Source organism: Streptomyces sp. NPDC058985, assembly GCF_042740985.1.
Taxonomy (GTDB): Bacteria; Actinomycetota; Actinomycetes; order Streptomycetales; family Streptomycetaceae; genus Streptomyces.
The window spans coordinates 13,212-37,660 of the sequence record NZ_JBHYJX010000025.1; the positions used below are offsets into that span (position 1 = coordinate 13,212).

Sequence of the window (24,449 nt, forward strand, 5' to 3'; positions counted from 1 at the left end):
GCTCAGCGGTCGTCGCCCGCCCGTTCGAAGGGTTCGTCGCTCCACCGGAACCACGCCCGGTCGCCCTCGATGTGCAGCAGGAACTCGGCGACCGGGCCGTCCGGCGAGAGCAGCCGCACGCGTCGTTCGATCTCGGCGCAGACCTCTTCCCACTCCGTCCGGTGGCCCGCGCCGTCCCCTTCCACGAGGGCGAGTTCGCGGGCGAAGAGGTCCTGGACGGCGGCGTGGGCCGGTCCGGGCCGGAACCGTCCCGACAGCCAGGGGAAGTCGGCGTCGTCGATCAGGATCTCCCCGACCAGCGCGCCCTCTGCCCTGTCACCGGAGTCGCGGGAGCGCACCTGCCAGATCCCGCCCTCGAACCCCGCGGCGCCTCCGCCGCGCGCGCCGGCGATCACCGGCCCGCCACCGGCGGACGGAAGTTGATCCGCTCGCGCACCACGGGGTATCCGGCCTTGGCGAAGTTGGCGGCCATCGGGTGGTTCCCCCGGTCCGTCGCGGCGGACACGAACTCGGCGCCCCGCTCGACCAGGACGTGGGTGCACTCGACGAGCAGGTCGTAGGCGTACCCCCGGCCGCGGTGCTCCGGCAGGACGCCGATGAAGGCGACGCACGGGCCGGACGGATTGTGCGCGGGGATGTGGATGCCCGCGAGCTCGCCCTTGGCCGTGTACGCCACTTGCCACCACGCGCGCGGCGAGGGGCACCAGTGGAAGAAGTCCAGCTCGGCCTGGGCGGCGCGGTCGAGGCCGTGCTCCTCGATCTCCCTCAGCGCGTGGGCGTCGAGCGTGACGGAGTGGATGCGGCGCAGCGCGTCCAGGAACACCGCGTCGTCCGGTTCGGGCCGGAACTCCAGGCGTCCGGGCCGGGCGGGGAGCCCGCACTCCGGGGTCCACCGGTACAGGAAGCGTTCGACCAGGGGGGCGTAACCGGCCGACTTCGCCGCGGCGAAGCGCGCCTCGACGGGGGCCCGCAGGGCGGGGTCCTCGCGCCAGGTGCCGGGCGCGTTCAGTTCGAGTTCGACCTGCCAGGGGGCGGTGCGCAGGAGTTCGGCTCCCGCGTCCTCCTCGCCCTCGGCCACGTCGAACCAGTTGACGTTGACGGGTTCGGTGTCGTCGGGCCCGCCCCACCAGGCGGCGCGGGCGACCACGGTGCCGTCGCGCAGGGCGACCCGCTTCCAGTCCGGGCGGTGCCGGGTGAGCCGGTGGCCCTCACGGGCGCCCAGCGGGTCGGGCATGGCGTCGAAGAGGGCGACGTCGCTCGCGTCGAGCGTGCGGATGACCGGCTCGGTCACGAAACCTCCGGGGTGCGACGGGCGCGCGCGTGACCCGGACGGTCTCGCGTCGGCCGAACGGTACGGGAGCCGTGCGCGGGAGGCCACTGGATTTCGAGGCGGGATTAAGCGGGCCTTAAGCACCGGTTAAGCGTTCCTCCCCGGCGGCCGGGCCACCAAGTCCCAGCAGGCACAACGCACTTGAGGACACGCGGGGCCGGTTGGCCGGTCCCTCCCCCGTGCGTACCATCGGCGCACCGCGTGAGAGCGCTCTCAGGAGCCCTGCCGGATCCCCACTCCCACGCCGTCATGTCCCGATCACTCTGGAGACCCCCCACATGACTGCTCGTCACCAGCGTCCGCTCGCCCGTCGCAAGCTGCTCGTCGCCCTCGGCGGAGCCGTCGTGGCCGCCCCCGTCGCGGCGGCCGTCGCCCCGCACGCCCTGGCCGGCGTCGGTTCGGACGACACCGCGGACTCCCCGGCCGCCAAGGCCGCCGATGCCCTGCCGCTGACGATCGTCAACAACACGGGCACCTTCGGCAACACGGACGTCCACGTCTACATCGTCGGCAACCTGGACGGCCGGCAGGTGCGCGTCACCCCCGACGGCACCGTCGCCCCGGTGGCGCTGTCGGACAACGGCGCCGACGGATACACCGACTACGCCATCGGCCTCGCCGGCGGCGGTGAGACGAAGCTGAACCTGCCGTACCTCTCCGGGCGGATCTACGTGTCCCTCGGCGAGAAGCTGAAGTTCAAGGTCGTCGCGGACGGTGCCGGAAACCCCGCCCTGCAGTACCCGGCGGGCTGGGTGGAGTCCGACCCCAACCACGGCGTGCTGCACGACTGCGCCGAGTTCACGTACAACTCCTCCGGCATGTTCTGCAACACCACGATGGTCGACATGTTCAGCGTGCCGCTCGCCATCCGGCTGACCGGCGCCAGGGACCAGACCACCGGGACCGTGCGCCCGGGCGGACGGGCGGCGGTGTTCGACGCGCTGCGCCGGGTCGAGGAGTTCGCGCCGCTCGTCGTGGACGACACCCGGGTGATCGCCCCGGGGCACGGGCTGGACGCCGGTCTGTTCGCGAAGGACTACCTCGCCCCGTACATCGACGAGGTCTGGAGCACCTACACAGGCAAGGACCTGCGGATCACCACCAACGCGGGCACCTTCACCGGCCGGGTGCGCGGCGGGCGGCTGACCTTCGACGGTCCCGCCCAGGTGTCCTTCGCCAAGCCGTCCACCCGGGACGTGCTGTTCTGCGACGGTGCCCTCGCCGCGCCCAACGACGGCACGACCGGCCCCGTCGCCGCGGTCCTCGGCGCCGGCTTCAACCGCTCCACGCTGGTGTCCTCCGCCGAGCAGCCCACGACCGACCCGGCGACGTTCTACGGGACCGGCCTGACCAACCACTACTCCAAGGCGGTGCACGCGGCCACCGAGGACGGCAGGGCGTACGGCTTCGCCTTCGACGACGTGGCCGACTTCGCCTCGTACATCCAGGACACGGCACCGACCGGCTTCCGGCTCACCCTGACCGCGTTCTAGCCGCGGCCCGCACGGTTCGGCGTGCGGGCGGCGGGGCGGCGTAGGAGCGTGGTGGTGTGCGAATGGTGTCCGGCCCGCCGCTGCGCCCGGGCGAGGACCGGCGGAGCTGGCTCAGCGGGGCCCCGCCGCCCCGCTGGGTGCGGCTGCTGCCGCCGGCCCTCATCCTGCTGATCTGCCTGGCGACGCTGCTCAGTGACGACCGTCTGGACATCGGCTTCCTGCTGGGCGCCATCCCGCCGCTGGCCGTGCTGTCGTACGGTCCGCTGGCGACGGCCGTGCTGTGCGGCGCCGTGATCACGCTGCTGACCGTGCCGGTCTTCCAGCTCGACCGGCCGGGCGACGCCGACCTGCTGACCGTCGTCTTCGTCGGGGTGCTGAGCGTGTTCGTGTCCTTCGTGCGCAGCCGGCGCGACGCCCAGCTGGGGCTGGAGCGCGCGGTCGCCGAGGCCGCGCAGCGTGCAGTGGTGCCCCCGCTGCCCGAGCGGGTGGGGGCGGTGCGCTGCGCCGGGCTCTACCGGGCGGCGCAGCGCGGGACGCTGGTCGGGGGCGACTTCTTCGACGTGCGGGACGGCCCGTTCGGCGTACGGGTGGTGACGGGGGACGTGCAGGGGCACGGGCTGTCGGCGGTGTCGACGGTCGCCTCGCTGCTGGGCGCGTTCCGGGAGGCGGTGCTGGACCGGCCGGACCTCGCGTCGGTGGCGGGGCGGCTGGACCGCAGGCTGCTGGTGGACTCGGCGGACACGCGGCACGCGGAGCTGTTCGCGACGGCCGCGCTGCTGGAGTTCTCCGCGGACGGCCTGGAGGTGCGCGTCGTGGTCTGCGGCAACCCGCCGCCGCTGCTGCTGCGGGACGGGCGGGCCACGGAGCTGGAGGTAGCCCCGTGGACGCCGCTCGGGCTCGGACTGGCGGACGCGGGAGCGATGGAGGTGTGCACGGTGCGGCTGCGCCCGGGTGACCTGCTCTTCCTCGCCTCCGACGGCGTGGTCGAGGCCCGCGGCGACGGCGGTGCCTTCTACCCGCTGGCCGAACGGCTGGCCGCGCTCGCGGGCGCCGACCCCTCCGCGCTCCCCGGGCTGGTCTGGGCCGACCTGCTGCGGTTCAGCCCGGACGTGCAGGACGACGTCACGATGCTCGTCCTCACCCCCGCGCCGCCCGCCCGGGGCTGACGCCCCCTTCGCGCTCGCCCTCCGCGTCGATGTGCGGGAGGATCCGGTCGAGCCACCGGGGCGTCCACCAGGCGTGCCGTCCGAGCAGCGTCATCACGGCGGGCACCAGGAGCAGGCGGACGATCGTGGCGTCGACGAGCACGCTCACCGCGAGGCCGAGGCCGAGCATCTTGACCACGATGTTGTCGCTGATGATGAACGCGGCGAAGACGCTCACCATGATCAGCGCCGCGCAGGTGATCACCCGCGCGGTGATCTCCAGGGCGTGGGCCACCGAGTCCTTCGCGTTCCCCGTGCGCAGCCAGGCCTCGTGGACCCGGGAGAGCAGGAAGATCTCGTAGTCCATGCTGAGTCCGAAGATGATCGCGAACATCATCATCGGGACGTAGCTCTCGATGGGCACGGTGCCGGAGACCCCGAGCGCGGGTCCGCCCCACCCCCACTGGAAGACGGCCACCACGACGCCGTAGGAGGCGGCGATCGACAGCACGTTGAGGACGGCGGCCTTGAGGGCGACCAGCGGGCCGCGGAAGACCGCCAGGATGATCAGGAAGGCCAGCGCGACCACCACGCCGATGATCAGCGGCAGGCGTTCGGCGACGATGTCGCGGAAGTCCACCTGGGAGGCGGTGGCCCCGGTGACGTAGCCCTCGGCGTCCGTGCCGGCAACGGCGTCGGGCAGGGTGGTGTCGACCAGCCGGTTGGCCAGGTCGGTGGTGGCGGCGCTCTGCGGGTCCTCCTTCGGGTACACCGTGGCGAGCAGCACGTCGCCGTCCTGGGTGGGGGTCACCGGGGTCACCGCGGCCGTGCCGGAGACGCCGTCGAGGCTCTTGGTGACCTGCGAGGACAGGTCCGAGCGCTGCGACTGGGGGACGCCGCTCTGGTCGACGACGACGGTCAGCGGGCCGTTGGAGCCGGGCCCGAAGGCGTCGGACATCAGGTCGTAGGCCCGCCGGTCGGTGAAGGACGTGGGGTCGGCCCCGTCGTCGATGTGGCCGAGCTGGAGGGAGAACACGGGGACGGCCAGCACGACGAGGGCGGCCACGCCCGCGGCCAGGAAGCGCCACGGCCGCCGCTCCACCCGCCGTGCGTAGCGGTGCCAGGTGCCGTGGGGTTCGGTGCCGGGCTCGGCGTCGGTCTCGGCGACCGGACGGCGTACCCGCAGCCGGTCGATGTGCCGGCCGATGAGCCCGAGCAGGGCGGGCACCAGGGTCAGGGCGCCGAGGACGGCCGAGACGACGGTCACCGCGGCCGCGATGCCGAGCTTGCCGATGAAGGACACCCCGGACGCGTACAGGCCGAGGAGCGCGACGATCACCGTGCAGCCGGAGACGAGGACCGCCCGGCCGCTGGTGCCGGTGGCGTGACCGGCCGCCCGCACCGGGTCGGCGCCGTTCATGAGGTTCTGCCGGTGCCGGGTGATCAGGAACAGGGCGTAGTCGATGCCGACGCCCAGGCCGATCATGGTCGCCAGGGTCGGGGACACGGTGGCGAAGGTGAACGCCGCCGCGAGCAGGCCGAGGCAGGCCAGCCCGCCGACCACCCCGATCAGCGCGGTGACCAGGGGCGCGACCGCGGCGAGCACGCTGCCGAAGCCGATCAGCAGGACGACGACGGCGACGCCGAAGCCGATGAGTTCACTCACCCGGTCGTCGGCCGCCGGACGGGCCAGCTCACCGAGCGATCCGCCGTACTCGACCTCGGCGCCCGCCGAGCGCAGCGGGGCGACGGCGTCGTCCACGCCGTCGAGGTAGCCGTCGCCCAGCTGGGCGGGCTGGATGTCGAAACGGACGGTGATGTAGCCGGTGCGGCCGTCCGTCGAGACGGGGCCCATGTTCTGCTGGGAGGAACCGGACTGCGGGGTGGCGGTGAGCGGGTTCTGGGCGGACAGGACGTGCGGAAGCTTCCCCAGATCGCTCACGGTGGTGGACATCTGGGAGCCGAGCGAGGTCAGCCCCTTGTCGTCGTGCACGACGATCTGGCTGCTGTAGCCGCCGGCCGCCGGGTCGTGCCGCTCCAGGACGTCCAGGCCCTGCTGGGACTGTGAGGAGGGCAGGTTGAAGTCGTCGGCGTAGTCGCCGCCGAAGGAGCGGTTCGTCAGGGTCAGCGCGACCAGTGCGGCCAGCCAGGCGACGACGACCACCACACCGTGCCGGGCGCACCACTCGCCCCAGCGCCGCAGTCCTCCCCCGCCGCCTGTCCCCCGTTCCGCGGCGCCGGTGCGCCTTCGTGCCATGGCCGTGGTCCTTCTGCCGGGCGACAGGTTCGATCGGTCCGATGTCGCGTGCCCTCCATTACACGCCGGGGCGCCCCGGGCGGCACGTCGGATCGTCGGGCACTCCGGATGCGCGGGCGGGATCCGCATTGAATGGTGTTATCGGGATATTCGGGACCGACAACAGCACGGCACCGAAGCAGCGATCCGGATCCGAGGAGCACCGATATGTCGACGTCACAGCCCGACGCCTCCCGACCGTCCGAAGTCCGTACCGGCGACGACCGCGCCACGCCGGACGACCTGCTCCACGCGCGCACCGGCACGGAGGTGTCCCCGGAGGACGTCGTCCTGGCGGCCGGCCGGGACGTCACGCCGGAGAACCTGGAGTGGGCCAGGCGGAAGCTGGCCGACGAGGGCCCCGCGGCCCTCGACAAGCTGCTGCCCTGACCCCGCGGGCCCGGGTTCGCCCGGCCCCGGCGGGTCAGCCCGTCCGGCCGGGGCCCGTCCCGTCGTCCTCGGGGTCCGCGGGCCCCGTCTCGTCCGGTACGACGTGCATGGCGGCCTCCTCGGCGCCGGCGGCTCCGCCGTCGATGCCCACGTCCTCGGCGACCGTCTCCTTGGTGGTGTCGCCGCGGACGCCCTCGTCGGGGGCGACCAGGCGCCCCGAGCGTTCCGTGCCCGCCTCCGGGTCGACCGGCTCCCCCTCGCCGCCGGGCTGGTCGCCCACGCCGTCGCCGTCCGGCACCTCGACGTCGGGCACCTCCTCGGCGAGCCGCTCGTCGAGGCTCTCGCCGTCGTGCTGCTCGGCGGCCGTGGTGCCGTGCCGGTTGACACCGAGGGGCTTCTCCGGCGGGGAGTAGCCCTCGTCGAGCGTGTCGTCGTAGGTCCGCTCGTCGACGGCGTCCTGGAGGTCGAGGGGCGCGGCGTCGGCCTGCTCCTCGTTGGTCCCGGTGGGCTGGTATGCGTCGTCGGCCATGGGGTCGGTGCCCATCGCTGCCTCCCTCTCGCGCTGCGTCGGACGTGTCGTTGCCCGGTTCGCGTTTCCCGATACGCGATCTCTAACCCGTGGGTGCGACGCGGACGCTCAGGTCGGTGATGCGGTGCGGGGTCCAGTCGCGGGCGTAGCCGGGCGCGGTGCCGCCCGGGCCGGTGATCGCGGCGACCGGGATCCTGGACGCGGTGTCCACGATCTCGGCGGCGGTGGTGTTCCCGTTGTTGCCGCTGGTCGCGCCGGACGAGCAGCCTGTGTAGTAGCCGATGGGGATCGACTCGTGGCCGGTGACCAGGCAGGGCGGCCGCACTCCGAGCCGGTGCAGCTCGTCGGCGACGCGGGTCCAGTCCTGGCGGCTGTCGACGTTGCGGTTCACGGTGCCGATGAGCACAGCCGTCTGGGCCGCGAGATGCCCGGCCAGGGCGAGTGCCACCAGCGGCGCGAGCACCGGCCGCCACCGGCCGTGCCCGTTCCTGACCAGGTGCCACAGCGCGTCGGCGACGGGGACGGCCAGCAGGGCGTAGGCGGGCTGGAGGAAGCGGGGCGCCGCGTACCCGATCATGAACAGGTACGGCAGCGCGGACGTCACGGCGCAGGCGAAGGGGACCAGGGCCGTCGCGCTCCGCCGGGCCCGGACCGCGACGGCGACGCCGAGGGCGGCGACCAGCGGGAGTACCACCCACCACAGGGTGACCAGCGGGTTCGGCATTTCTCCGGTGCAGGGGCGGCACAGTCCGCGGCCGCCCAGGCTGCGCATCTGGTCGTCGACGGCGAAGTTCCAGCCGAGACCGCCCTGGATCTCGGAGGCCCTCGACAGCCGCTCGCCGAGCCCGCCGTACCAGGCGTACGCCTCGATCACCCACTCCAGTCCCCCGGCGGCCAGGCCCCCCGCCAGCGCGAGCAGCAGCATCCAGTGGCGGCGTAAGAGCACGAGCAGCAGCAGGGGTACGGCCACCCAGACGGCGTCGGTCGGCCGCATCAGGGCCATCAGGAGGGCGCCGGCCGCCACGCCCCAGAGCGCACGCCGGCCGGGCTCGCCCCGCAGGACCCGGAGGAAGCAGCCCACGCAGATCAGGGCACCGATGGCGACCCAGTAGTTGGGCATGGCCTGCGGACCGTAGAAGAGGGTCACCCACAGGGTGGCGAAGAAGGCTCCGGCCGTGGCCAGGACGTGGGACGGGAACAGGCCGCGCCAGGCGCGCAGCGCGAGATACAGGCCCAGCCCGGAGAGCACGGCCAGGTAGACGCGCAGCAGTTCGGTGGAGGCCGACCAGGAGGCGACGGGCGCCACCAGCAAGGGGACGCCCCGGGATCGCGGTGCGCTGAAGAAGGCGGCGGGGTGATGGGTGGTGACCTGGCTGACGTAGACCGTCTCGTCCCAGCCGAGGCCCATCGAGGGGTGGACCAGGACCAGTTGGGCGACGGTGAAGACGGCGGCCACCGACGCGAGCAGGAGGTCCGCCGGCAGGCGTCGGGGAGTGCCGGACGCCGCCGTCCCGCCCCGCCGTCCGCCGACGAGAATGGCGTTCGCGCCGCCGGCCATGGTGCACCCCTCACCCCCGCACCTCGCGGGGCCGCTCGGTCCTCACCTCCTGCCGCCCGTGGCGGGAGCCCGGAAACCCGGAAATCAAGGTCAAACTAACCCGCGGCCCAGCGAAGTGCAGGGTGGAACTCGGCCAGTCGGGCAGTGTCGTGCGTCACGGTGCCCGAGGGCGCGCCGCCGTCCGGTCAGGGTTCGTTGGGGCGCCGGTGCAGGGGCTGTTCGGGTGTCGGTCGCCGCTTCGGCGCCGGGACGGGGAGGGTGACGGGGCCGTCCCCGTTCACGTGGACCTCCGTCCCGTGGTGACGGATGGTCAGGGGATCACCGGTCAGCAGCCTGTACGTGGCCCGGTCGGAGTCGATCTCCACGCTCAGGCACCGGCCGCGGAACTGCAGCCGGAAGGCAAGGCGGCTGAACTTCTCGGGCAGGCGCGGGGTGAACCCGAGGCTGTCGCCGTCCCTGCGGGTGCCGCCGAACCCGGCGACCAGGGCCATCCACGTACCGGCCAGCGAGGCGATGTGGAGTCCGTCGCGGGTGTTGTGCTCCAGGTCCGCCAGGTCCATCAGGGCGGCCTCGGCGGCGTAGTCGTAGGCCAGGCGCAGGTGCCCGGTCTGGGCGGCGACGACGGCCTGGCAGCACGCGGACAGCGAGGAGTCCCGCACGGTCAGCGGCTCGTAGTAGGCGAAGTTGGCGGCGATCTGGTCCTCGTCGCAGTGGGCGTCGAACCAGCTGCCGCAGGTGTACATCGCCAGCACCAGGTCGGACTGTTTGATGACCTGCTTGCGGTACAGGTCGAAGTAGGGGAAGTGCAGCATCAGCGGGTACTGGTCGGCGGCGGTGGCGGCGAAGTCCCAGCGCTGGTACCGGGTGAAGCCCGCGTGCTGCTCGTGGACGCCGAGCTCCTCGTTGTAGGAGATGTGCACGGACTCGGCGGCGTCCCGCCAGGCGGCGCTCTCCTCGTCGTCGACGCCGAGACGGGTCGCCTCGTCCGGGTGGCGTTCGCAGGCGTCGGCCGCGGCGAGGAGGTTCGAGCGGGCCATGAGGTTGGTGTAGGTGTTGTCGTCGGCGATGGCGCTGTACTCGTCCGGGCCGGTGACGCCGTCGATGTGGAAGACGCCGTGGTGGTCGTGGTGGCCCAGGGAGCGCCACAGGCGCGCCGTCTCCACCAGGAGTTCCAGGGCGGTGTCGCGTTCGAAGTCGGTGTCGCCGGTCGCCGCCGTGTAGCGCACCGCGGCGTGCGCGATGTCGGCGGCCACATGGAACGCGGCGGTGCCGGCCGGCCAGTACGCGGACCCCTCCGACCCGTCGATCGTGCGCCAGGGGAAGGCGGCGCCGCGCAGTCCGAGTTGGGTGGCGCGGTCCCGGGCGGCGGGCAAGGTGTCCTGGCGCCAGCGCAGCGCCTCGGCGACGGCCTTGGGGGCGGTGTAGGTGAGCACGGGCAGCACGAACATCTCGGTGTCCCAGAACGCGTGCCCGTCATATCCGGAACCGGTGAGTCCCTTGGCCGGAATCGCCCGCTGTTCGGCGCGGGCCCCGGCCTGGAGGACGTGGAACAAGGCGAAGCGCACGGCCTGCTGGATCTCCTCGTCGCCGTGCACCTCGACGTCCGCGCTGGCCCAGAAGTCGTCGAGGTAGGCGCGCTGTTCGGCGACCAGGCCGTCCCAGCCGCCGTGCGCGGCGGCGGCCAGCGCCGCCTCGACCTGGTCGCTCATCGCGGGCCGGGAACGGGCGCCCGACCAGCCGTGGGCGACCGTCTTCTGCACCCTCAGCCGCTCTCCCGGCTCCAGGACGGAGGTGATGGTCAGCCGGGCCACGTCGTCGTTGCTCTCCACCCCGGTGGTGGTCTCCCCGGGGGCGTCCACCACGTGGTCGGCGGCGACGGCGACCCTGAGCCCGCTGCGCCGGGTGCGGTGGACCAGGCGCAGCCGGGACCCCTGGGCCAGGTGCTCCTCCGGCTCCAGAGGGGACTGGAGGGCCTTGGCCGCCCTGGGGTCGCCGTCGGGGTCGGGCAGGCTCTCGTTGGTGACGAGTTCGGACTGGATCACCACCCGGGTGCGGCTGTCGAGGGGCTCGACCTCGTACTCCACGGCGGCGATGGCGCGCTGGGTGAGGGAGACCAGCCGGGTGGAGCGCACTCGGATGGTCGTACCGGCCGGGGAGGTCCACTCGCAGGTCCGCTCCAGGACGCCGCGCCTGAGGTCCAGGGTGCGTTCGTGCTTGCGGAGCCGCCCGTAGCGCAGGTCGAAGGGCTCGTCGTCGACGAGGAGCCGCAGCAGTTTGCCGTTGGTGACGTTGATGACGGTCTGGCCGGCCTCGGGGTAGCCGTAGCCCGCCTCCGCGTAGGGCAGCGGGTGCAGTTCGTACACGCCGTTGAGGTAGCTGCCGGGCAGGCCGTTGGGTTCGCCCTCGTCGAGGTTGCCGCGCCAGCCGACGTGTCCGTTGGACAGGGCGAAGACCGACTCGCTCTGGGCCAGGAGGTCGAGGTTGAGGGCGGTCTCGCGCACCCGCCACGGTTCCACGGTGTACGTCCGGTCGGTGATCACGCGCGGCCTCCCAGCTCGTCGAGGTCCTTGACGACGCGGTCGGCGCCGTGGGCGTAGAGGGCGTCGGTCTGGCCGACGCGGTCGACGCCGACGACGAAGCCGAAGTGTCCGGAGCGTCCCGCGTCCATGCCGGCCAGCGCGTCCTCGAAGACGGCGGCGCGGGACGGGTCGACGCCGAGGTCCCGGGCGGCGGCGAGGAAGGTGTCGGGGTGGGGCTTGCCCGGCAGCTTCCGTTCACGGGCGATTACGCCGTCGATCCGCACGTCGAACAGGTCTTCGGCGTCGATGGAGCGGAGCACGTCCCGGGTGTTGGCGCTGGAGGAGACGATCGCGGTGGCGAGGCCGGCGGCGCGGACCGCGTCGATGTAGCGCAGGGTGCCCTCGTACGGCTCCACGCCGTCGGTGCGGATCTTCGCCAGGAGCAGTTCGTTCTTGCGGTTGCCGACGCCGTTGACGGTGGGCGCGTCCGGTGGGTCGTCGGGTCCGCCCTCGGGCAGTTCGACGCCCCGGGAGGCGAGGAAGGAGCGGACGCCGTCGGCGCGGGGGCGGCCGTCGACGTACTCGTCGTAGTCGGAGTCGGTGAAGGGACGGAAGTCCTCGCCGTCGCGCTCTCGCAGGAAGGCGTCGAACGTCTCCTTCCAGGCGGCGGCGTGCACCACCGCCGTCCTGGTGACGACCCCGTCGAGGTCGAAGAGACAGGCCTGGATGGTGTCGGGAAGTCCCAGCTGCGTACTCATACACCCCACAGTTCCCCGCCGGGGCCCGTCCCATCGGGTGACACACTGTGCGGTGTGCCGCTGACCTTCGACGACCTCCTCGCCCGTGCCCGCGCCCTCCCGTCCGGCGGACGGCGCGCGGTCCTGGGCATCGCGGGCTCCCCCGGCGCCGGGAAGTCGACGCTCGCCGGGCGTCTGGTGCGGGAGCTGAACGGCCCGGGCGAGCCCTGGGCGGCACACGTCCCCATGGACGGCTTCCACCTCGCTGACGCCGAACTGGACCGGCTGGGCCGCCGGGACCGCAAGGGCGCGCCGGACACCTTCGACGCGGCCGGGTACGCGGCGCTGCTGGGCCGGCTGCGCGAGGAGGACGGCGACGGCATCGTGTACGCGCCCGGCTTCGAGCGCGTGCTGGAGCAGCCCCTCGCCGGAGCCGTGCCCGTGCCGCCGTCGGCGCGGCTGGTGGTGACGGAAGGCAACTACCTGCTCCTCGAGACCGGCGCGTGGCGGCGGGTGCGGTCCCGGCTCGACGAGGTGTGGTTCTGCGGGCTCACCGAGGCGGAGCGGATCCGCCGGCTGGTCGCCCGGCACGAGCGGTTCGGCAAGTCCCCCGAACAGGCGCGCGCCTGGGCGCTGGGCACCGACCAGGCCAACGCGGACCTGGTCGCCGCGAGCGGGCACCGGGCCGACCTGGTGGTACCGGCGGAGGTGCTGGGCGGCTAGGCCGTGTCCGCGAAGTTGCGCCGTCCGCCCGGAGGGCGGCCCCGCGGCGTCCGGTGCGTGCTCGCGGTGTCCCGGGACGGCACACCCAGGGCCTGTCCGACGTTCCCGTCGTCGTCCGTCCCGGTCACCCCGGCGGGCGGGTCACTCCTCGGCGTAGTCGTCCGGGCGGACGTGCGCCTCCTCCAGTGCCTCGCGCAGGGTCCGGCCGGTGCCGCCCGGCGGGCGCGGCGGCTCGTCCTCGCGCCGGTCCTGGGCGGCTTCGGTGGTGTCGGTCTTCGGCCGGTTCTCTTCCGGGACGGTCATGACTGAGGCTCCTCGTCCGTGTCCGCGTGCTGTTCCGTGTCCGCGGGCCGCACGGGCCGGCGGGACCTTCCGTCGCGGCGGGTTCCCGGACGGCGCGCCGCTATCCCCCGCCAGGCGGGCCCGTCGGACCGCCGTGCCCGCCACGGTGGGTGAGCTATGTTGACCTTCGTGGGAGACAAAGGAGGCGGACCCGTGCCATCGCCGCAGCAGGCACGCGCACAGGCATCGGCGATCACCTCGGGACGGGCGGCCCCGGAGGCGGCGGCCTCCCCCACTTCCCGGCTCCGGACGCTGTTCGACCGGCCCCGCCTCTCCCCGGGACAGCGGCGCATCGCCCAGTACCTGATCGAGCACCTGCACGAGGCGGCGTTCCTGTCGATCACCGACCTCGCCGACCGGGTCGGGGTGAGCCAGCCCTCGGTGACGCGGTTCGCGTCGGCGGTCGGCTTCAGCGGCTACCCGGCGCTGCGCGAGCGGCTCCAGTCGATCGCGCTGGGCAGCCGGGGCACGGTCGCGGCCGAGGAGAACCGGGGCAACGAACTGCAGGCGGCCGTGGACGCCGAGATCGAGAACCTGGAGAACCTGCGGCGCGACTTCGCCGACGCGGACCGGGTGATCGACGTCGGTCGCAAGCTGGCCGCGTCGGCGCCGCTGACCGTCCTCGGGCTGCGCATCTCCGTCTCGCTCGCCGAGTACTTCGCCTACGCGGCCCGCCGGGTCCATCCCGACGTACGCCTGGTGACCCGGGGCGGCACCGTCGCCTACGACGCCCTGCTCCAGTCCCGGGAGGCGGGCGGCACCTGGGTGCTGGCGTTCTCCATGCCCCGGCACGCCCACGAGACCCTGGGCGCCGTGCGCGTGGCACGCGGTGCCGGGCTCAAGGTGGCGCTGATCACCGACCTGGCGCTCGGCCCGGTGGTGGACGAGGCCGACGTCACCTTCGCCACCGGCACCGGCTCGCGGCTGGTCTTCGACTCCTACGCGGCCCCGGGCGTGATGTGCGCGGCGCTGCTCCAGGCCATGACCGACGCCGATCCGGAACGGACGCAGGCGCGTCTTGAGGAGTACGAGCAGGTCGCCGACCAGCACCACTTCTTCCTGCGGGACTGAGCCGCGGGGGCGGGTCGCCTCCTCAAGGAGGGGACGGCGTGGAGATTGGTCGGCGCATTCGGGGGCCATCCACGGCAAAGCAGGCATGAATGTTTTCATACGTCTTGCAAAGCAGATGGCATATATAAATACTGCTCACGGATCGCGACCCGGCCGTCCCGGACCGCGTCCACACCTGCCGCGAACATCTCCGGACGCCGATTCCTACCCGCTCCGGCGCACCGGGATGTTCCGGTCGGGCATCGCCTGCGCGAGCGCCCGCGGCGGTCCCGGTCGTCCCCTGGACCGGGACCGCCCCCACCCGTCGCCCACCCCGTCGACGCCGCACACCCGGAAGCGATGATCATGCCCCTGACGACCACGCGCATCAGCCCGGACTGGCCCTGCCAGGTCAAGGCCCCCGGCAGCTACGACTGGGAACGCTCGGCGGCCAAGTGGCTGCGCGAACTGGTGCCGGCCCGGTACGCCGGTTATCCGGCGCTGATCCGGCACCCCGTGCTGCTCGCCCGCCACGCCCAGATCCAGGTGCAGCACGAGATCCGGGTGGCGCGCACCGCGCTGCAGACCGCGCGGGCGGACCTGCCGCGGCTCGGTCTGCACGAGGGGGTCATCGAGCACACCATCAAGCTGTACGCGGCGGAGGTGCTCCAGTTGCAGCACATCGCGCGCAGCGTGCGGGCCGTCACCGAGGCCCTGGTCGAACGGGGCTCCGCCGGACGCTGACCCCGCGCCCGGGTCAGTCCACCGGGTGGCCGGGGCGGATGGCGCGGGCGTCGTCGAGGCGCAGCAGCGGCGGCGTCCCGGCGGACGTCTCGCGCCCGCCCCACTCGACCGGTTCGAGGACGAAGCCCACGTGGTCGCCCCCGGGTGCCCGCGCCACCACCCGCCCGACGAACCACGCCTCGGCGTCCTCCAGCACGACGGCACCGCCGTACCCCTCGCGCCGGCGGACGCCCCGGAACTTGTCGACGTCGTCGCCGGTCCGCCCGCCGAACAGCTCGGCGGTCCCGCGCTGGTCGCGGGCGAGGAGATGCACGGCCAGGACGTCGGCGGACGACGCCACCCGGTAGGTCCGGTTGACCTCGGAGAGCCACACGACGTACCGGACGGGGTCGATGGAGCACTGCGAGGAGAACCCGACGAGGCACCCCGCCCGCTCCCCGCCCGCCGCGGCCGTCACCACGCACATGTCGGGATCGAGCCGGTGCAGGAAGACGTCCATGGCGGCCATGGCCGCCATGCTAGGCGCTGTCGGCCTCTGCGGGCCGGGTCGCCAGGAGGCGCCGCAGGGCGGTGCGCAGGGCGCCGGTGAACGCGTCGCGGCCCGGTTCGTCCAGGGCGTCGAGCGACAGGTACGGATTGAGGTCCTCCAGTTCGACCAGCAGCAGCTCACCGCCGGGCGCCCGGCAGGCGTCCACGCGCTGGACGCCGTGGTCGATGCCGTTCCACTCGATAAACCGCCGCGCGAAGTCGAGGTCGGCCACGGTGGCGTCGTACGGCTCCAGTTGCCAGCGCCGTTCGGGACGCGGCGCGTACAGGGCGTACTGGAAGTCGTGGTCGACGAAGTAGAAGGAGACCTCGTACGCGAAGTCCACGCGCGGCTGGACGAGCAGGTCCCCGGCGCCGGTGCCCAGCACCTCGCGCACCCGGCTCGCGGGCACGATCCGCAGGCCCGCCGAGTCCGCGCCCAGCCTGGGCTTGACGACGTACTCGTCGGCGACGGGCAGCAGGTGCAGGTCCTCGGCCCGGTCGGCGGTGGGGATGACCGGGAGCCCGGCGGCGGTCAGGTCGAGCAGGTACTGCTTGCCGGCCATGTCGGCCCGGCCGGTGAGCTGGTTGTAGACGAGGGTTCCGCGCTCGGCGGCCCGCGCGCGGAAGGCGTCGTACGCGGCCTTGTGGCCGAGGACCGGACCGCTGTTGCGGACGACGACCGCGTCGAAGGCGTCCAGCAGCGCGGCGGCGTCCCGCGGGTGGCACAGGGCCAGGTCGAACTCCTCGCGCAGCCGGGAGGTCAGGAAGATGTCCTCGTCGCAGTAGCGCCGTCCGCGTGCCTCGTAGGCCAGGTCGGTGACGTACAGGAGGCGGGGGCGGGCGGACGGCATGCGGACTCCTCGTTGCTGATCGGAAGTGATCGTATGCGACCGGGACCGCCCGGTGGCGAGCGCACTCAGTTCCCTCTCGCGGCTGCACTCAGTGCCATACACGGCGGTGAACTGCTACGTTCCCCCTCATGAGCACCAGCAGTGCGGCGCCCCGCCGCGGGGACGGGACGGACGCGGCGGGTGCCCGGCCGCCGATGCGGGAGGCGCTGGTCGCGGCGGCCTTCCGGCTGTTCCTGGAGCGCGGATACGAACAGACCACCGTCGACGACATCGTCGCCCTGGCCGGCGTCGGACGGCGGTCCTTCTTCCGCTACTTCCCGTCCAAGGAGGACGTGGTCTTCCCGGACCACGAGCGCTGCCTGGCCGACATGACGGACTTCCTGGCGGCCTCGCCCGAGGACGCCGACCCGGTGCGGCAAGTCTGCGACGCCGCCCGTCTGGTGCTGCGCATGTACGCCGAGAACCCGGACTTCTCGGTGCAGCGCTACCACCTCACCAAGCAGGTCGCCGGGTTGCGCGCCTACGAGCTGTCGGTGGTGTGGCGCTACGAGCGGGCCCTCGCCGAGTATCTGCGCGGGCGGCTGGGCGGACGGCCGGACGGCCGCCTGCGCGCCGACGTGATCGCGGCCGCGGTGGTCGCGGCGCACAACAACGCCCTGCGGAGCTGGCTCCGTTCGGACGGGCGGGAGGACGCGGGCGCCGCGGTGGACCACGCACTGGGCTACGCCCAGTCCACGTTCGGCGACGTCCCGGCGGCGCCCCGGGGCGGGTCGCCCGAGGACCTGGTGGTCGTGGCCGCGCGACGCGGGACACCCCTGTGGCAGGTCCTCCGGGAGATCGAGACGGCCTTCGCGGACGACCGCACACCCAATTGAGGGTACGGAGTGCCTTTACGAGTGACACTGAGTGCCATACGCTCGTCGCGTGCACGGTGGCACGGATCGGCCGCGCACACGCGTGCCCGGTGACCGCGCACGCGGGATTCCGGCCCGAGTGCAGGGAGTTGACCAGCGTGTACCACCACTCAGGAAACGTCGCTCAGCGGACAGCCGGCTCCCCGACGGGCGTGCTCGACCCGCAGGCGCCCGACACCGAGGCCGTCTTCTTCCAGCGCTGCACCTGGTGCGGCACCGCGATGTACCACCGGGTGCTGTGCCCGGTCTGCCGCGGCAGTGAGCTGCGCACCGAACGCAGCGAGGGCACGGGCACGGTGCGCCACGCCACGGTGGTGCACCGCAACAGCCCCGCCGCGCGCAACGTGTCCCTGATAGAGATGGCCGAGGGCTTCGTGCTGCGCGGCCGTGTCATGGGCCCGCTCATCGGCATCCACAGCGGCGACCGGGTGCGCCTGTCCACGGCCAAGGACCCGGTGCGGGGCGAGCCGGTCTTCCAGCTGGTCGACGAGCCGTACCGGGCCTGGACCTGAGGGGTGGTCAGGGCCCGGGCGGGGCGGGCGTGATGCGGATGCCCAGGGTGCCGTCCAGCCCTCGGCGCAGCCGGCTGCCGAAGAGGGTGAGCCTGCCGAGGACGCCGTACTTGCGGGCGAGCAGCTTGCGGTAGCGGGCGGTGGTGGCCGCGTCGCAGATCTCCGCCGTCCCCGGTACCTGCTCGCCGGTCGGCCGGCCGCGCACGTCGCAGGGACCGATCAGCACGTCGGCGCGGTTGCGCACGCGCTTGACCTTCCAGGAGTCGGCGGCGGTCCAGACGCCGAGCGCGTCGCCGTCCCGTACGACCCACACCGGGGTGGCCACCTGGGTGCCGTTCTTCCGGTAGGTGGTGACCAGCAGGTACTTGCCGGCGCCGAGCCGGTCCAGTGACGCGTCGTCCATGGTCCCGAAGTCTAGGCCCAGGCCCCCGTTCACGCCGTCCGCCCGTCACCCCCCTTCACTCCAGGGCCGCCCGCATCCGCCGCACCGCCTCCGTGATCACCTCCGGCGAGGTCGCCAGGTTGAGCCGCAGGTGTCCCGCTCCGCCGGTACCGAAGGGGATGCCGGAGCTGAGGGCCACCCGGCCCCGGTCGAGGAAGACCCGCGCCGGGTCGTCGCCGAGGCCGAGCGCGCGGCAGTCGAGCCACGCCAGGTAGGTCGCCTCCCCGGCACGGTGGACGACCCCGGGCAGCTGCTCGGCGAGCAGGCCGGTGAGCAGCCGCCGGTTCTCGTCGAGCCCCGCGAGCACGGCGTCCAGCCAGTCGGTGCCGTCGCGCAGGGCGGCGGTGTGGGCGAGCACGCCCACGTGGCTCGGGCCGTGGCCGACCTCCTCCGGCATCCGGGCCAGGTCGGCGGCGGCGCCGGGTCCGGCGAGGGCGAGTGCCGCCTTGAGCCCGGCCAGGTTCCAGCCCTTGGACGCGGACATCAGCGCGAGCCCCTGCCCGGCGCCGGGGACGCTCAGGTAGGGCACGAACCGCGCGTCCCCCGTGACGACCGGCGCGTGGATCTCGTCGGCGACGACCCGGACGCCGTGGCGCTCCGCGAGGGCGGCGACGGCGGCCAGCTCGTCGGCGGTGTGCACGGTGCCGGTCGGGTTGTGCGGACTGCACAGCAGGTAGGCGGCCCGCCCACCACCGGCCACGGCCCGCCGGAACGCCTCCTCCAGCGCCCCGAGGTCGATCCGCAGGCCGGGGCCGAGCGGCGCCTCGACGATCCGCCGGTCCAGGTGGCCGACGAACTGGTAGAACGGCGGGTACACGGGCGGGTTGACGATCACGGGGTCGCCGGGCCCCGTGACGAGCTTGAGCATCTCGACGACGCCCAGCATCACGTCGGGCACGATCGCCGTGCGCTCCACCGCCAGGCCGTCCCAGCCCCACCTCTTGCCGGCGAAGTCCGCGAGGGCCTCCGCGTAGGCGGTGCCGGCGGGGTAGCCGGTGTCGCCGAGTTCCATGGCCCCGTTGACCGCACGCACGACGGCGGGGGCGAGCGGCACGTCCATCTCGGCCACCCACAGCGGCAGTACGTCCGCCGGGTGGGTACGCCACTTCATGCTCGTACGGCGGCGCAGCTGGTCCAGGGTGAGGGCGCGCAGGGGGTCGGGGTCACCGGGCCGGTCGTGCGGGGTGCGGGTCATGGGGCACAAGATAGGCCGCCACGCCGGCGCGGGGAAACAAGGCCGGGGGCGCGGTGAACACCCGCGTGTCCGTCCCCGTATGGGAGGAGGGCGCTCGACGTCCGGAGGCCCCCGCGGTGGTGACACCGCGTGTCGGGGTTCGGGAGCGCACGCATGAGGCACGCACGACGACGCATGGTCCGGCGAGTGGCACGGCTGGCGGCCGTCGGCGGACTGCTGGTCGGGGGGACCATGGTCACCCGGGCCGTGGCGAGCGAGCCGCCCGACGTGCCGGCGGCGCCGCGCACCCTGGCGCAGACGGCGTCCGGCGCCGGCGCCGGCCTGGTGTCGGAGCTGGGCGACGAGCGCACGGCGGGCCACTGGGTCGGTGCCGACGGGCGGCCGGTCGTCGCGGTCACCGACGAGCGCACGGCGGAGACCGTGCGGCGGGCCGGGGCCGGGGCGAAGGTCGTGCGGCACAGCATGTCGGAGCTGAGGTCGGCGACCTCGACGCTGCGTTCGGCGCCCCGGGTGCCGGGCACGGCGTGGGCGCTCGACTACCGGTCGAACGAGGTGGTGGTCCGAGGTGACCGCACCGTCTCCACGTCGGACTGGTCGCGGCTGACGGGGGTGGCGGAGGGCATCGGCGGCTTCGTCCGCATGGAGCGCACCGACGGCGAGTTCACCACGCGTCTGAACGGCGCGGTGCCGATCCTGTCCACGGCGGGACGCTGTTCGGCGGGGTTCAACGTGACCGACGGGCGCAGCGAGTTCATCCTGACCGCCGGTCACTGCGGGCCGACGGGGTCGGTCTGGTTCCGTGACGGCGGAGGTGACCGGCAGGTCGGCAAGACCGTCGCGGGCAGCTTCCCCGGGGACGACTTCTCCCTGGTGGAGTACGCGAACGGCAAGGCGGGCGACGGCGCCGACGTGGTGGCGGTGGGCGACGGCAAGGGAGTGCGGATCACGGGCACCGGTGAACCGGCCGTCGGACAGCGGGTGTTCCGCAGCGGCTCCACCAGCGGGCTGCGGGACGGGCAGGTCACGGCGCTGGACGCGACGGTCAACTATCCGGAGGGCACGGTCACCGGGCTGATCGAGACCGATGTGTGCGCCGAACCCGGGGACAGCGGTGGGCCGATGTTCTCCGAGGGCGTCGCGCTGGGAGTGACCTCGGGCGGCAACGGCGACTGCGCGAAGGGCGGTACGACGTTCTTCCAGCCGCTGCCGGAGGCCATGGAGTCGCTCGGGGTCCGCCTGATCGTCGCCGGGCAGCAGGGGTCCGGGCCGGGCGCCGCGCCCTCGGCGCCGGCCGCCGGTGGCGGTGCTCCCGGCGCCGCGGCACCAGGGGCGGAGGCTCCCGTGACGGGCGTCGAGGGCTCGACGCTGCTCGCCCGGCTGACGGACCGACGCAACGTGGGCCCGGGTCTGCTGGTCGTGGCGGGCAGTCTCATGGCCCTGGTGGCCACGCGGTGGATCCGTGCCGAGGCGGACCGCAAGGCGTACCGGCGGCACTACTCGGCGACGTGGGGCTGAGCCGGAGGCGACGAGAAGGGCGTCCGCGTGGGGCGGACGCCGCGGGCCGGGGACGCCGATGTGCCGAGGAGGCCCGGACGGCGGTCAGGCGGCCTTCGCGGCCTCCGGGGCCGCGCTGGCCCACTCCATGACGAGCCGCTGGTACTCCGCGCGCTGCTCGACGCTCAGTGTCCCGCCCGACCGGAGCCACAGGGCCCGGATCTCCTCGTTGACCTCGGCAGCCGATCGCTCGGAGGAGGGTTCAACAGTGGTGGACATGGTGTGAAGCATACGGCGACGGACGTGAAGACGATGTGAGTAATCGCGAGCCAAACGGACATATCGGACCGTGTTGCTGGTCACGTCGTACGACTCATCTGTCAAGGCCCACCTGCGAGTTCGTTACCGCCGCGTGTGTTCCACCGCACACGGGCGCCGACTTCAGGCCGGCGCGGCCCCCAGCACCAGCACCTGGATGGCCAGGACGGCCGCGCCGCGCGCCCAGTCGTGGAAGTCGGACACCTTGGTCTCCAGGGCGACCGGTGCGGCCTGCGGGTGCCGGTTGTCGCGGACGGCGTCCCCGACCACCTTTCCGGCCACGTCCATCAGCCCCACCCCCTCCCCCGCGAGCAGGATCTTCTGCGGCATCACGAAGTTGGCGATCTGGGCCACCAGGGTGCCCAGGGCGCGTCCGGCCTCCTCGGTCACCCGGGCGGCCATGGGCTCCTCGGCGGCGGCGGCCGCGAGGATCTCCTCCCAGGTCAGGTCATGTCCGGTGGCCGCCCTGACCTGGTAGCGGATGTTGGGGATGGTCAGCAGCGACACCGCGCTGCCGCGCCGCCCGTCGGGGGTGAGCGGGCCGTGCGGGTCGACGATCCAGTGGCGCCCGAAGCCCCGGTCCTCGTCCCCCGCGTACGGCACCCGCCTGCCGCCGAGCACGAGACCGTAGCCGATGCCGGCGCCGATGGTGAGGACGACGAACCGGTCCAGACCGCGCCCCGCCCCGAACCAGGTCTCGGCCTCCACGAAGGCGGCCGTGTCGTTCTCCACGACGACCGGCAGCCCGGTCCGCTCCTCGACGAGCGCGGCGAGCGGCACGCCCCGCCAGCCCAGGAAGGGTGACTCGCCGACCACGGCACGGTCCTCGACGAGTCCGCCGACCCCGATGCCGATCCCGGCGACCCCGGGGCGCCCGCGCGACAGCTCGTCGGTCATCCGGGCCAGCAGCGCGGCGACCTCGCCGGGATCGCGGGTGGTCAGCGGCCGGTCGTGCCGGGCGACGATCTCACTGCGGAGGGTGGTCACGACGCCGTACACCATGTCCTGGGTGATCTTGAAGCCGACGAAGTAGCGGGAGTCCGCGACCACGTCGAGCGGCTGGGACGGGCGGCCCTGCCGCACCTCGGCCATCCCGCCCGCCTCGGGGACCTCCACCAGCAGTCCCGACTCGATGAGCGGCTTGGTCAGCCGGGTGAGACTGCCGGGCGACAGACCCAGCCGCCGGGCGATCTCGGTCCGGGACAGCGGGCCGTGCACGAGCACCTCGATCGCCACGGAACGCTCACCGGGGCTCAGCGGGGGCCAGCTGGAAGCGGCTGCGGCCATGAAGATCGAACCTCTTTTTTTCCGTACCGGAAACAACATGGCCAGACTACGACCGGACCTCCGGCTCGGAGAAGATGTTTGCACGCCCCTTGACGGCTTAATTCTTCCGCCCCAAAAGTATGTGGCACCAGGACGAGCCGCCGCCCCTGCGAGGGAGTCCCCCGATGACCGTCGTCTCCAACAGTCCGCCGTCCCGCCCACGGGGTGACGGACGCCTCGCCGCCCTGTTCGTCGCACCGGCGCTCCTGGGCTTCGTGGTCTTCCTCCTCTGGCCGACCCTGCGCGGCGTCTGTCTGAGCTTCACCAGCTTCAACCTGCTGACTCCCGCTCAGTGGGTGGGCCTGGACAACTACGTGCGGATGGTCCACGACCCCATCTTCTGGGACTCGCTGCGGGTGACCGTCGTCTACGTGGTCGTCAACATCGGGGTGCAGACGGTCTCGGCCCTGGCCATCGCCGTCCTGCTCCAGCGGCTGACGCAGTCCCCGGTGCTGCGCGGGATCGTGCTCACGCCGTACCTGATGTCCAACGTGGTGGCCGGCGTCGTCTGGCTGTGGATCCTGGACACCCGGCTCGGCATCGGCAACGAGATCGTCGCGGGCCTGGGTCTGGAGCGCATCCCGTTCCTGGCCGACGAGACCTGGGCGGTCCCGGTCATCGCCCTGATCAACGTGTGGCGGCACGTGGGCTACACGGCGCTGCTGCTGTTCGCGGGGCTGCAGGCCATCCCCAACGACATGTACGAGGCCGCGAAGGTGGACGGCGCGAGCGAGTGGCGGATGTTCCGGCGGATCACGATGCCGCTGCTGCGGCCGGTCCTCGCGGTCGTCCTGATCATGACGGTGATCGGCTCGTTCCAGGTCTTCGACACGGTCGCCGTGACCACCGCCGGCGGCCCGGCGAACGCCACCAACGTGCTCCAGTACTACATCTACGGCGCCGCCTTCGGCCGCTTCCAGTTCGGCTACGCCTCGGCCATGTCCGTGGCGCTGCTCGTCGTGCTGAGCGCCATCACCTTCGTCCAGTACCGGCTCACCCGGGCCGGACAGACCGACCTCGGCTGACCGGGGGGAGACCGAGATGACCGAGACGACCTCCGTGGCCGGCCCGCCCCCGGTGACCCGGACGGCCCCCGCGGCCGGCCCGGCGACGGCACGGCGCGAGGGGCGCCGCCTCTCCCCCGGGCGGATCGTGGCCTGGACGGTGATGGCCGCGATCGTGCTCATCACCGTGCTGCCGTTCTACTGGATCCTGCGCACCGCGCTGTCCACCAACACGGGACTGGCCGCGCACCCGGCCGACCCGCTGCCCGTCGACCCGACCACCGGCGGCTTCGAAAGAGCCCTGGGCCTGCAGTCCGCCGAGGAGGCGATCGCGCAGGGCGGCGCGGGCGGCGGGCTCAAGTTCTGGCGTTACCTGCTCAACTCGGTACTCGTCTCGACGCTGATCACCGTCTGCCAGATCCTCTTCTCCGCGATGGCCGCCTACGCCTTCGCCCGGCTGCGCTGGCGGGGCCGGGACACGGTGTTCGCCCTGTTCCTGGCCGGGCTGATGGTGCCGGCCATCTTCACGCTGCTGCCGAACTTCGTACTCATCAAGGAACTCGGCCTGGTGGACTCGCTGCTGGGCATCGCCCTGCCGACGATGTTCATGACGCCCTTCGCGGTGTTCTTCCTGCGGCAGTTCTTCATGAACGTCCCCCGGGAGGTCGAGGAGGCGGCCCTGCTGGACGGCGCGGGCAAGGTGCGGGTCTTCTTCCGGGTCCTGCTGCCGATGGCGTCGACACCCGTCCTGACGCTGTCCGTCCTGACGTACATCACGTCCTGGAACGACTACTTCTGGCCGCTGATGATCTCCTACAGCGACAGCTCACGCGTGCTGACCGTGGCGCTGGCCGTCTTCCGCGCCCAGAACCCGCAGAGCGGCACCGACTGGTCCGGGCTGATGGCGGCCACGCTCATCGCGGCACTGCCGATGCTGCTGCTCTTCGGCGTCTTCGCTCGCCGCATCGTCAGCACCATCGGCTTCACCGGCATCAAGTGAGGGGACGGG

At 73.0% G+C, this 24,449-nt stretch carries 25 protein-coding genes and 1 pseudogene; 11 read left to right on the top strand and 15 right to left on the bottom strand.

Going from position 1 to position 24,449, the window contains the following annotated elements; genetic code table 11:
- Window positions 1–2: 2 nt before the first annotated feature.
- Window positions 3–395 (bottom strand): hypothetical protein, encoded by a 393-nt coding sequence (locus ACFW01_RS21985; RefSeq protein WP_384505762.1) that lies wholly within the window; start codon window positions 393–395, stop codon window positions 3–5.
- Complete coding sequence (locus ACFW01_RS21990; protein WP_384505765.1) at window positions 392–1,291, bottom strand: GNAT family N-acetyltransferase; 900 nt, start codon at window positions 1,289–1,291, stop codon at window positions 392–394. The genes ACFW01_RS21985 and ACFW01_RS21990 overlap by 4 nt, the downstream gene beginning before the upstream one ends.
- Before the next feature lie 317 nt (window positions 1,292–1,608).
- On the opposite strand from ACFW01_RS21990, the gene ACFW01_RS21995 reads away from it, so the two are divergent.
- Window positions 1,609–2,823, top strand: a complete 1,215-nt coding sequence (locus ACFW01_RS21995; protein WP_234955959.1) for a glycoside hydrolase family 64 protein — start codon at window positions 1,609–1,611, stop codon at window positions 2,821–2,823.
- 62 nt (window positions 2,824–2,885) lie between these two features.
- Window positions 2,886–3,989, top strand: a complete 1,104-nt coding sequence (locus tag ACFW01_RS22000) for a PP2C family protein-serine/threonine phosphatase (protein ID WP_234956178.1) — start codon at window positions 2,886–2,888, stop codon at window positions 3,987–3,989.
- On the opposite strand, the gene ACFW01_RS22005 is transcribed toward ACFW01_RS22000, so the two are convergent.
- Together ACFW01_RS22005 and ACFW01_RS22010 are read right to left on the bottom strand one after the other, a co-directional pair.
- Window positions 3,961–4,926, bottom strand: coding sequence for an MMPL family transporter (locus ACFW01_RS22005; protein WP_384505947.1), 966 nt, complete (start codon window positions 4,924–4,926; stop codon window positions 3,961–3,963). The genes ACFW01_RS22000 and ACFW01_RS22005 overlap by 29 nt on opposite strands.
- 141 nt (window positions 4,927–5,067) lie before the next feature.
- Window positions 5,068–6,354 (bottom strand): annotated as a pseudogene (locus tag ACFW01_RS22010) (MMPL family transporter); the annotation flags it as partial.
- A 78-nt stretch (window positions 6,355–6,432) separates the two neighbouring features.
- Here ACFW01_RS22010 and ACFW01_RS22015 point away from each other — a divergent pair.
- Window positions 6,433–6,654: a hypothetical protein gene (locus ACFW01_RS22015; protein WP_234955955.1), complete on the top strand. Its 222-nt coding sequence runs from the start codon at window positions 6,433–6,435 to the stop codon at window positions 6,652–6,654.
- A gap of 34 nt (window positions 6,655–6,688) precedes the next feature.
- On the opposite strand, the gene ACFW01_RS22020 is transcribed toward ACFW01_RS22015, so the two are convergent.
- The 4 genes from ACFW01_RS22020 to ACFW01_RS22035 form a co-directional block, all read right to left on the bottom strand.
- The gene (locus ACFW01_RS22020; protein WP_234955953.1) at window positions 6,689–7,198 is read right to left on the bottom strand and encodes a DUF5709 domain-containing protein; all 510 of its coding nucleotides are present in this window, start codon (window positions 7,196–7,198) and stop codon (window positions 6,689–6,691) included.
- A gap of 67 nt (window positions 7,199–7,265) precedes the next feature.
- Window positions 7,266–8,741 carry a hypothetical protein gene (locus tag ACFW01_RS22025; RefSeq protein ID WP_384505770.1) on the bottom strand — a complete coding sequence of 492 codons (1,476 nt, stop codon included), beginning with the start codon at window positions 8,739–8,741 and terminating at the stop codon, window positions 7,266–7,268.
- 185 nt (window positions 8,742–8,926) lie between these two features.
- On the bottom strand, window positions 8,927–11,281 hold the full coding sequence (locus tag ACFW01_RS22030; protein ID WP_384505773.1) for a glycoside hydrolase family 65 protein: 2,355 nt from the start codon (window positions 11,279–11,281) through the stop codon (window positions 8,927–8,929).
- A complete protein-coding gene (locus tag ACFW01_RS22035) occupies window positions 11,278–12,018 on the bottom strand; it encodes a beta-phosphoglucomutase family hydrolase (RefSeq protein WP_234955947.1) in 741 nt (246 codons plus the stop codon). Before ACFW01_RS22035 ends, ACFW01_RS22030 begins: the two co-directional genes overlap by 4 nt.
- 54 nt (window positions 12,019–12,072) lie before the next feature.
- On the opposite strand from ACFW01_RS22035, the gene ACFW01_RS22040 reads away from it, so the two are divergent.
- Entirely contained in the window at window positions 12,073–12,720 is a 648-nt protein-coding gene (locus tag ACFW01_RS22040; protein WP_384505776.1) for a nucleoside/nucleotide kinase family protein, read from the top strand.
- 141 nt (window positions 12,721–12,861) lie between these two features.
- On the opposite strand, the gene ACFW01_RS22045 is transcribed toward ACFW01_RS22040, so the two are convergent.
- Window positions 12,862–13,023: a hypothetical protein gene (locus ACFW01_RS22045; protein WP_234955943.1), complete on the bottom strand. Its 162-nt coding sequence runs from the start codon at window positions 13,021–13,023 to the stop codon at window positions 12,862–12,864.
- A gap of 192 nt (window positions 13,024–13,215) precedes the next feature.
- Between ACFW01_RS22045 and ACFW01_RS22050 the strand changes: the two genes are divergently transcribed.
- Window positions 13,216–14,133 (top strand): MurR/RpiR family transcriptional regulator, encoded by a 918-nt coding sequence (locus ACFW01_RS22050; protein WP_161328879.1) that lies wholly within the window; start codon window positions 13,216–13,218, stop codon window positions 14,131–14,133.
- A 339-nt stretch (window positions 14,134–14,472) separates the two neighbouring features.
- Window positions 14,473–14,856, top strand: coding sequence for a hypothetical protein (locus ACFW01_RS22055; RefSeq protein ID WP_185832296.1), 384 nt, complete (start codon window positions 14,473–14,475; stop codon window positions 14,854–14,856).
- 13 nt (window positions 14,857–14,869) lie between these two features.
- Here the strand turns inward: ACFW01_RS22055 and ACFW01_RS22060 are convergent, their stop codons facing one another.
- Window positions 14,870–15,364 (bottom strand): flavin reductase family protein, encoded by a 495-nt coding sequence (locus ACFW01_RS22060; RefSeq protein WP_384505781.1) that lies wholly within the window; start codon window positions 15,362–15,364, stop codon window positions 14,870–14,872.
- A gap of 10 nt (window positions 15,365–15,374) precedes the next feature.
- A complete protein-coding gene (locus ACFW01_RS22065; RefSeq protein WP_384505784.1) occupies window positions 15,375–16,235 on the bottom strand; it encodes a hypothetical protein in 861 nt (286 codons plus the stop codon).
- A gap of 128 nt (window positions 16,236–16,363) precedes the next feature.
- On the opposite strand from ACFW01_RS22065, the gene ACFW01_RS22070 reads away from it, so the two are divergent.
- Window positions 16,364–17,110 (top strand): TetR family transcriptional regulator, encoded by a 747-nt coding sequence (locus ACFW01_RS22070; protein ID WP_234955938.1) that lies wholly within the window; start codon window positions 16,364–16,366, stop codon window positions 17,108–17,110.
- Between the two features lie 137 nt (window positions 17,111–17,247).
- Window positions 17,248–17,661: a Zn-ribbon domain-containing OB-fold protein gene (locus ACFW01_RS22075; RefSeq protein WP_125491774.1), complete on the top strand. Its 414-nt coding sequence runs from the start codon at window positions 17,248–17,250 to the stop codon at window positions 17,659–17,661.
- Window positions 17,662–17,668: 7 nt separating this feature from the next.
- On the opposite strand, the gene ACFW01_RS22080 is transcribed toward ACFW01_RS22075, so the two are convergent.
- Window positions 17,669–18,064 carry a PPOX class F420-dependent oxidoreductase gene (locus ACFW01_RS22080; protein ID WP_234955936.1) on the bottom strand — a complete coding sequence of 132 codons (396 nt, stop codon included), beginning with the start codon at window positions 18,062–18,064 and terminating at the stop codon, window positions 17,669–17,671.
- 55 nt (window positions 18,065–18,119) lie between these two features.
- Complete coding sequence (locus ACFW01_RS22085; protein ID WP_234955934.1) at window positions 18,120–19,298, bottom strand: aminotransferase class I/II-fold pyridoxal phosphate-dependent enzyme; 1,179 nt, start codon at window positions 19,296–19,298, stop codon at window positions 18,120–18,122.
- Between the two features lie 153 nt (window positions 19,299–19,451).
- Between ACFW01_RS22085 and ACFW01_RS22090 the strand changes: the two genes are divergently transcribed.
- Complete coding sequence (locus tag ACFW01_RS22090) at window positions 19,452–20,813, top strand: S1 family peptidase (RefSeq protein WP_234955932.1); 1,362 nt, start codon at window positions 19,452–19,454, stop codon at window positions 20,811–20,813.
- A gap of 84 nt (window positions 20,814–20,897) precedes the next feature.
- On the opposite strand, the gene ACFW01_RS22095 is transcribed toward ACFW01_RS22090, so the two are convergent.
- Window positions 20,898–21,083, bottom strand: coding sequence for a hypothetical protein (locus ACFW01_RS22095; RefSeq protein ID WP_384505790.1), 186 nt, complete (start codon window positions 21,081–21,083; stop codon window positions 20,898–20,900).
- 150 nt (window positions 21,084–21,233) lie between these two features.
- Entirely contained in the window at window positions 21,234–22,397 is a 1,164-nt protein-coding gene (locus ACFW01_RS22100) for an ROK family transcriptional regulator (RefSeq protein WP_234955928.1), read from the bottom strand.
- A 164-nt stretch (window positions 22,398–22,561) separates the two neighbouring features.
- Here ACFW01_RS22100 and ACFW01_RS22105 point away from each other — a divergent pair, with 164 nt between their 5' ends.
- Together ACFW01_RS22105 and ACFW01_RS22110 are read left to right on the top strand one after the other, a co-directional pair.
- Entirely contained in the window at window positions 22,562–23,461 is a 900-nt protein-coding gene (locus tag ACFW01_RS22105; RefSeq protein WP_384505793.1) for a carbohydrate ABC transporter permease, read from the top strand.
- A 16-nt stretch (window positions 23,462–23,477) separates the two neighbouring features.
- A complete protein-coding gene (locus ACFW01_RS22110) occupies window positions 23,478–24,440 on the top strand; it encodes a carbohydrate ABC transporter permease (protein ID WP_384505796.1) in 963 nt (320 codons plus the stop codon).
- Window positions 24,441–24,449 lie beyond the last annotated feature (9 nt).

Excerpts from the sequence above, each read along its gene's own strand:
- ACFW01_RS22045 (WP_234955943.1), bottom strand. The coding sequence starts at position 13,023 with ATGACCGTCCCGGAAGAGAACCGGCCGAAGACCGACACCACCGAAGCC.
- ACFW01_RS22020 (WP_234955953.1), bottom strand. The coding sequence starts at position 7,198 with ATGGGCACCGACCCCATGGCCGACGACGCATACCAGCCCACCGGGACC.
- ACFW01_RS22005 (WP_384505947.1), bottom strand. The coding sequence starts at position 4,926 with ATGTCCGACGCCTTCGGGCCCGGCTCCAACGGCCCGCTGACCGTCGTC.
- ACFW01_RS21995 (WP_234955959.1), top strand. The coding sequence starts at position 1,609 with ATGACTGCTCGTCACCAGCGTCCGCTCGCCCGTCGCAAGCTGCTCGTC.
- ACFW01_RS22105 (WP_384505793.1), top strand. The coding sequence starts at position 22,562 with ATGACCGTCGTCTCCAACAGTCCGCCGTCCCGCCCACGGGGTGACGGA.
- ACFW01_RS22090 (WP_234955932.1), top strand. The coding sequence starts at position 19,452 with ATGAGGCACGCACGACGACGCATGGTCCGGCGAGTGGCACGGCTGGCG.
- ACFW01_RS22060 (WP_384505781.1), bottom strand. The coding sequence starts at position 15,364 with ATGGCCGCCATGGACGTCTTCCTGCACCGGCTCGATCCCGACATGTGC.
- ACFW01_RS22055 (WP_185832296.1), top strand. The coding sequence starts at position 14,473 with ATGATCATGCCCCTGACGACCACGCGCATCAGCCCGGACTGGCCCTGC.
- ACFW01_RS22110 (WP_384505796.1), top strand. The coding sequence starts at position 23,478 with ATGACCGAGACGACCTCCGTGGCCGGCCCGCCCCCGGTGACCCGGACG.
- ACFW01_RS22080 (WP_234955936.1), bottom strand. The coding sequence starts at position 18,064 with ATGGACGACGCGTCACTGGACCGGCTCGGCGCCGGCAAGTACCTGCTG.
- ACFW01_RS22095 (WP_384505790.1), bottom strand. The coding sequence starts at position 21,083 with ATGCTTCACACCATGTCCACCACTGTTGAACCCTCCTCCGAGCGATCG.
- ACFW01_RS22085 (WP_234955934.1), bottom strand. The coding sequence starts at position 19,298 with ATGACCCGCACCCCGCACGACCGGCCCGGTGACCCCGACCCCCTGCGC.
- ACFW01_RS22070 (WP_234955938.1), top strand. The coding sequence starts at position 16,364 with ATGAGCACCAGCAGTGCGGCGCCCCGCCGCGGGGACGGGACGGACGCG.
- ACFW01_RS22035 (WP_234955947.1), bottom strand. The coding sequence starts at position 12,018 with ATGAGTACGCAGCTGGGACTTCCCGACACCATCCAGGCCTGTCTCTTC.
- ACFW01_RS22025 (WP_384505770.1), bottom strand. The coding sequence starts at position 8,741 with ATGGCCGGCGGCGCGAACGCCATTCTCGTCGGCGGACGGCGGGGCGGG.
- ACFW01_RS22100 (WP_234955928.1), bottom strand. The coding sequence starts at position 22,397 with ATGGCCGCAGCCGCTTCCAGCTGGCCCCCGCTGAGCCCCGGTGAGCGT.
- ACFW01_RS22015 (WP_234955955.1), top strand. The coding sequence starts at position 6,433 with ATGTCGACGTCACAGCCCGACGCCTCCCGACCGTCCGAAGTCCGTACC.
- ACFW01_RS22000 (WP_234956178.1), top strand. The coding sequence starts at position 2,886 with ATGGTGTCCGGCCCGCCGCTGCGCCCGGGCGAGGACCGGCGGAGCTGG.
- ACFW01_RS22065 (WP_384505784.1), bottom strand. The coding sequence starts at position 16,235 with ATGCCGTCCGCCCGCCCCCGCCTCCTGTACGTCACCGACCTGGCCTAC.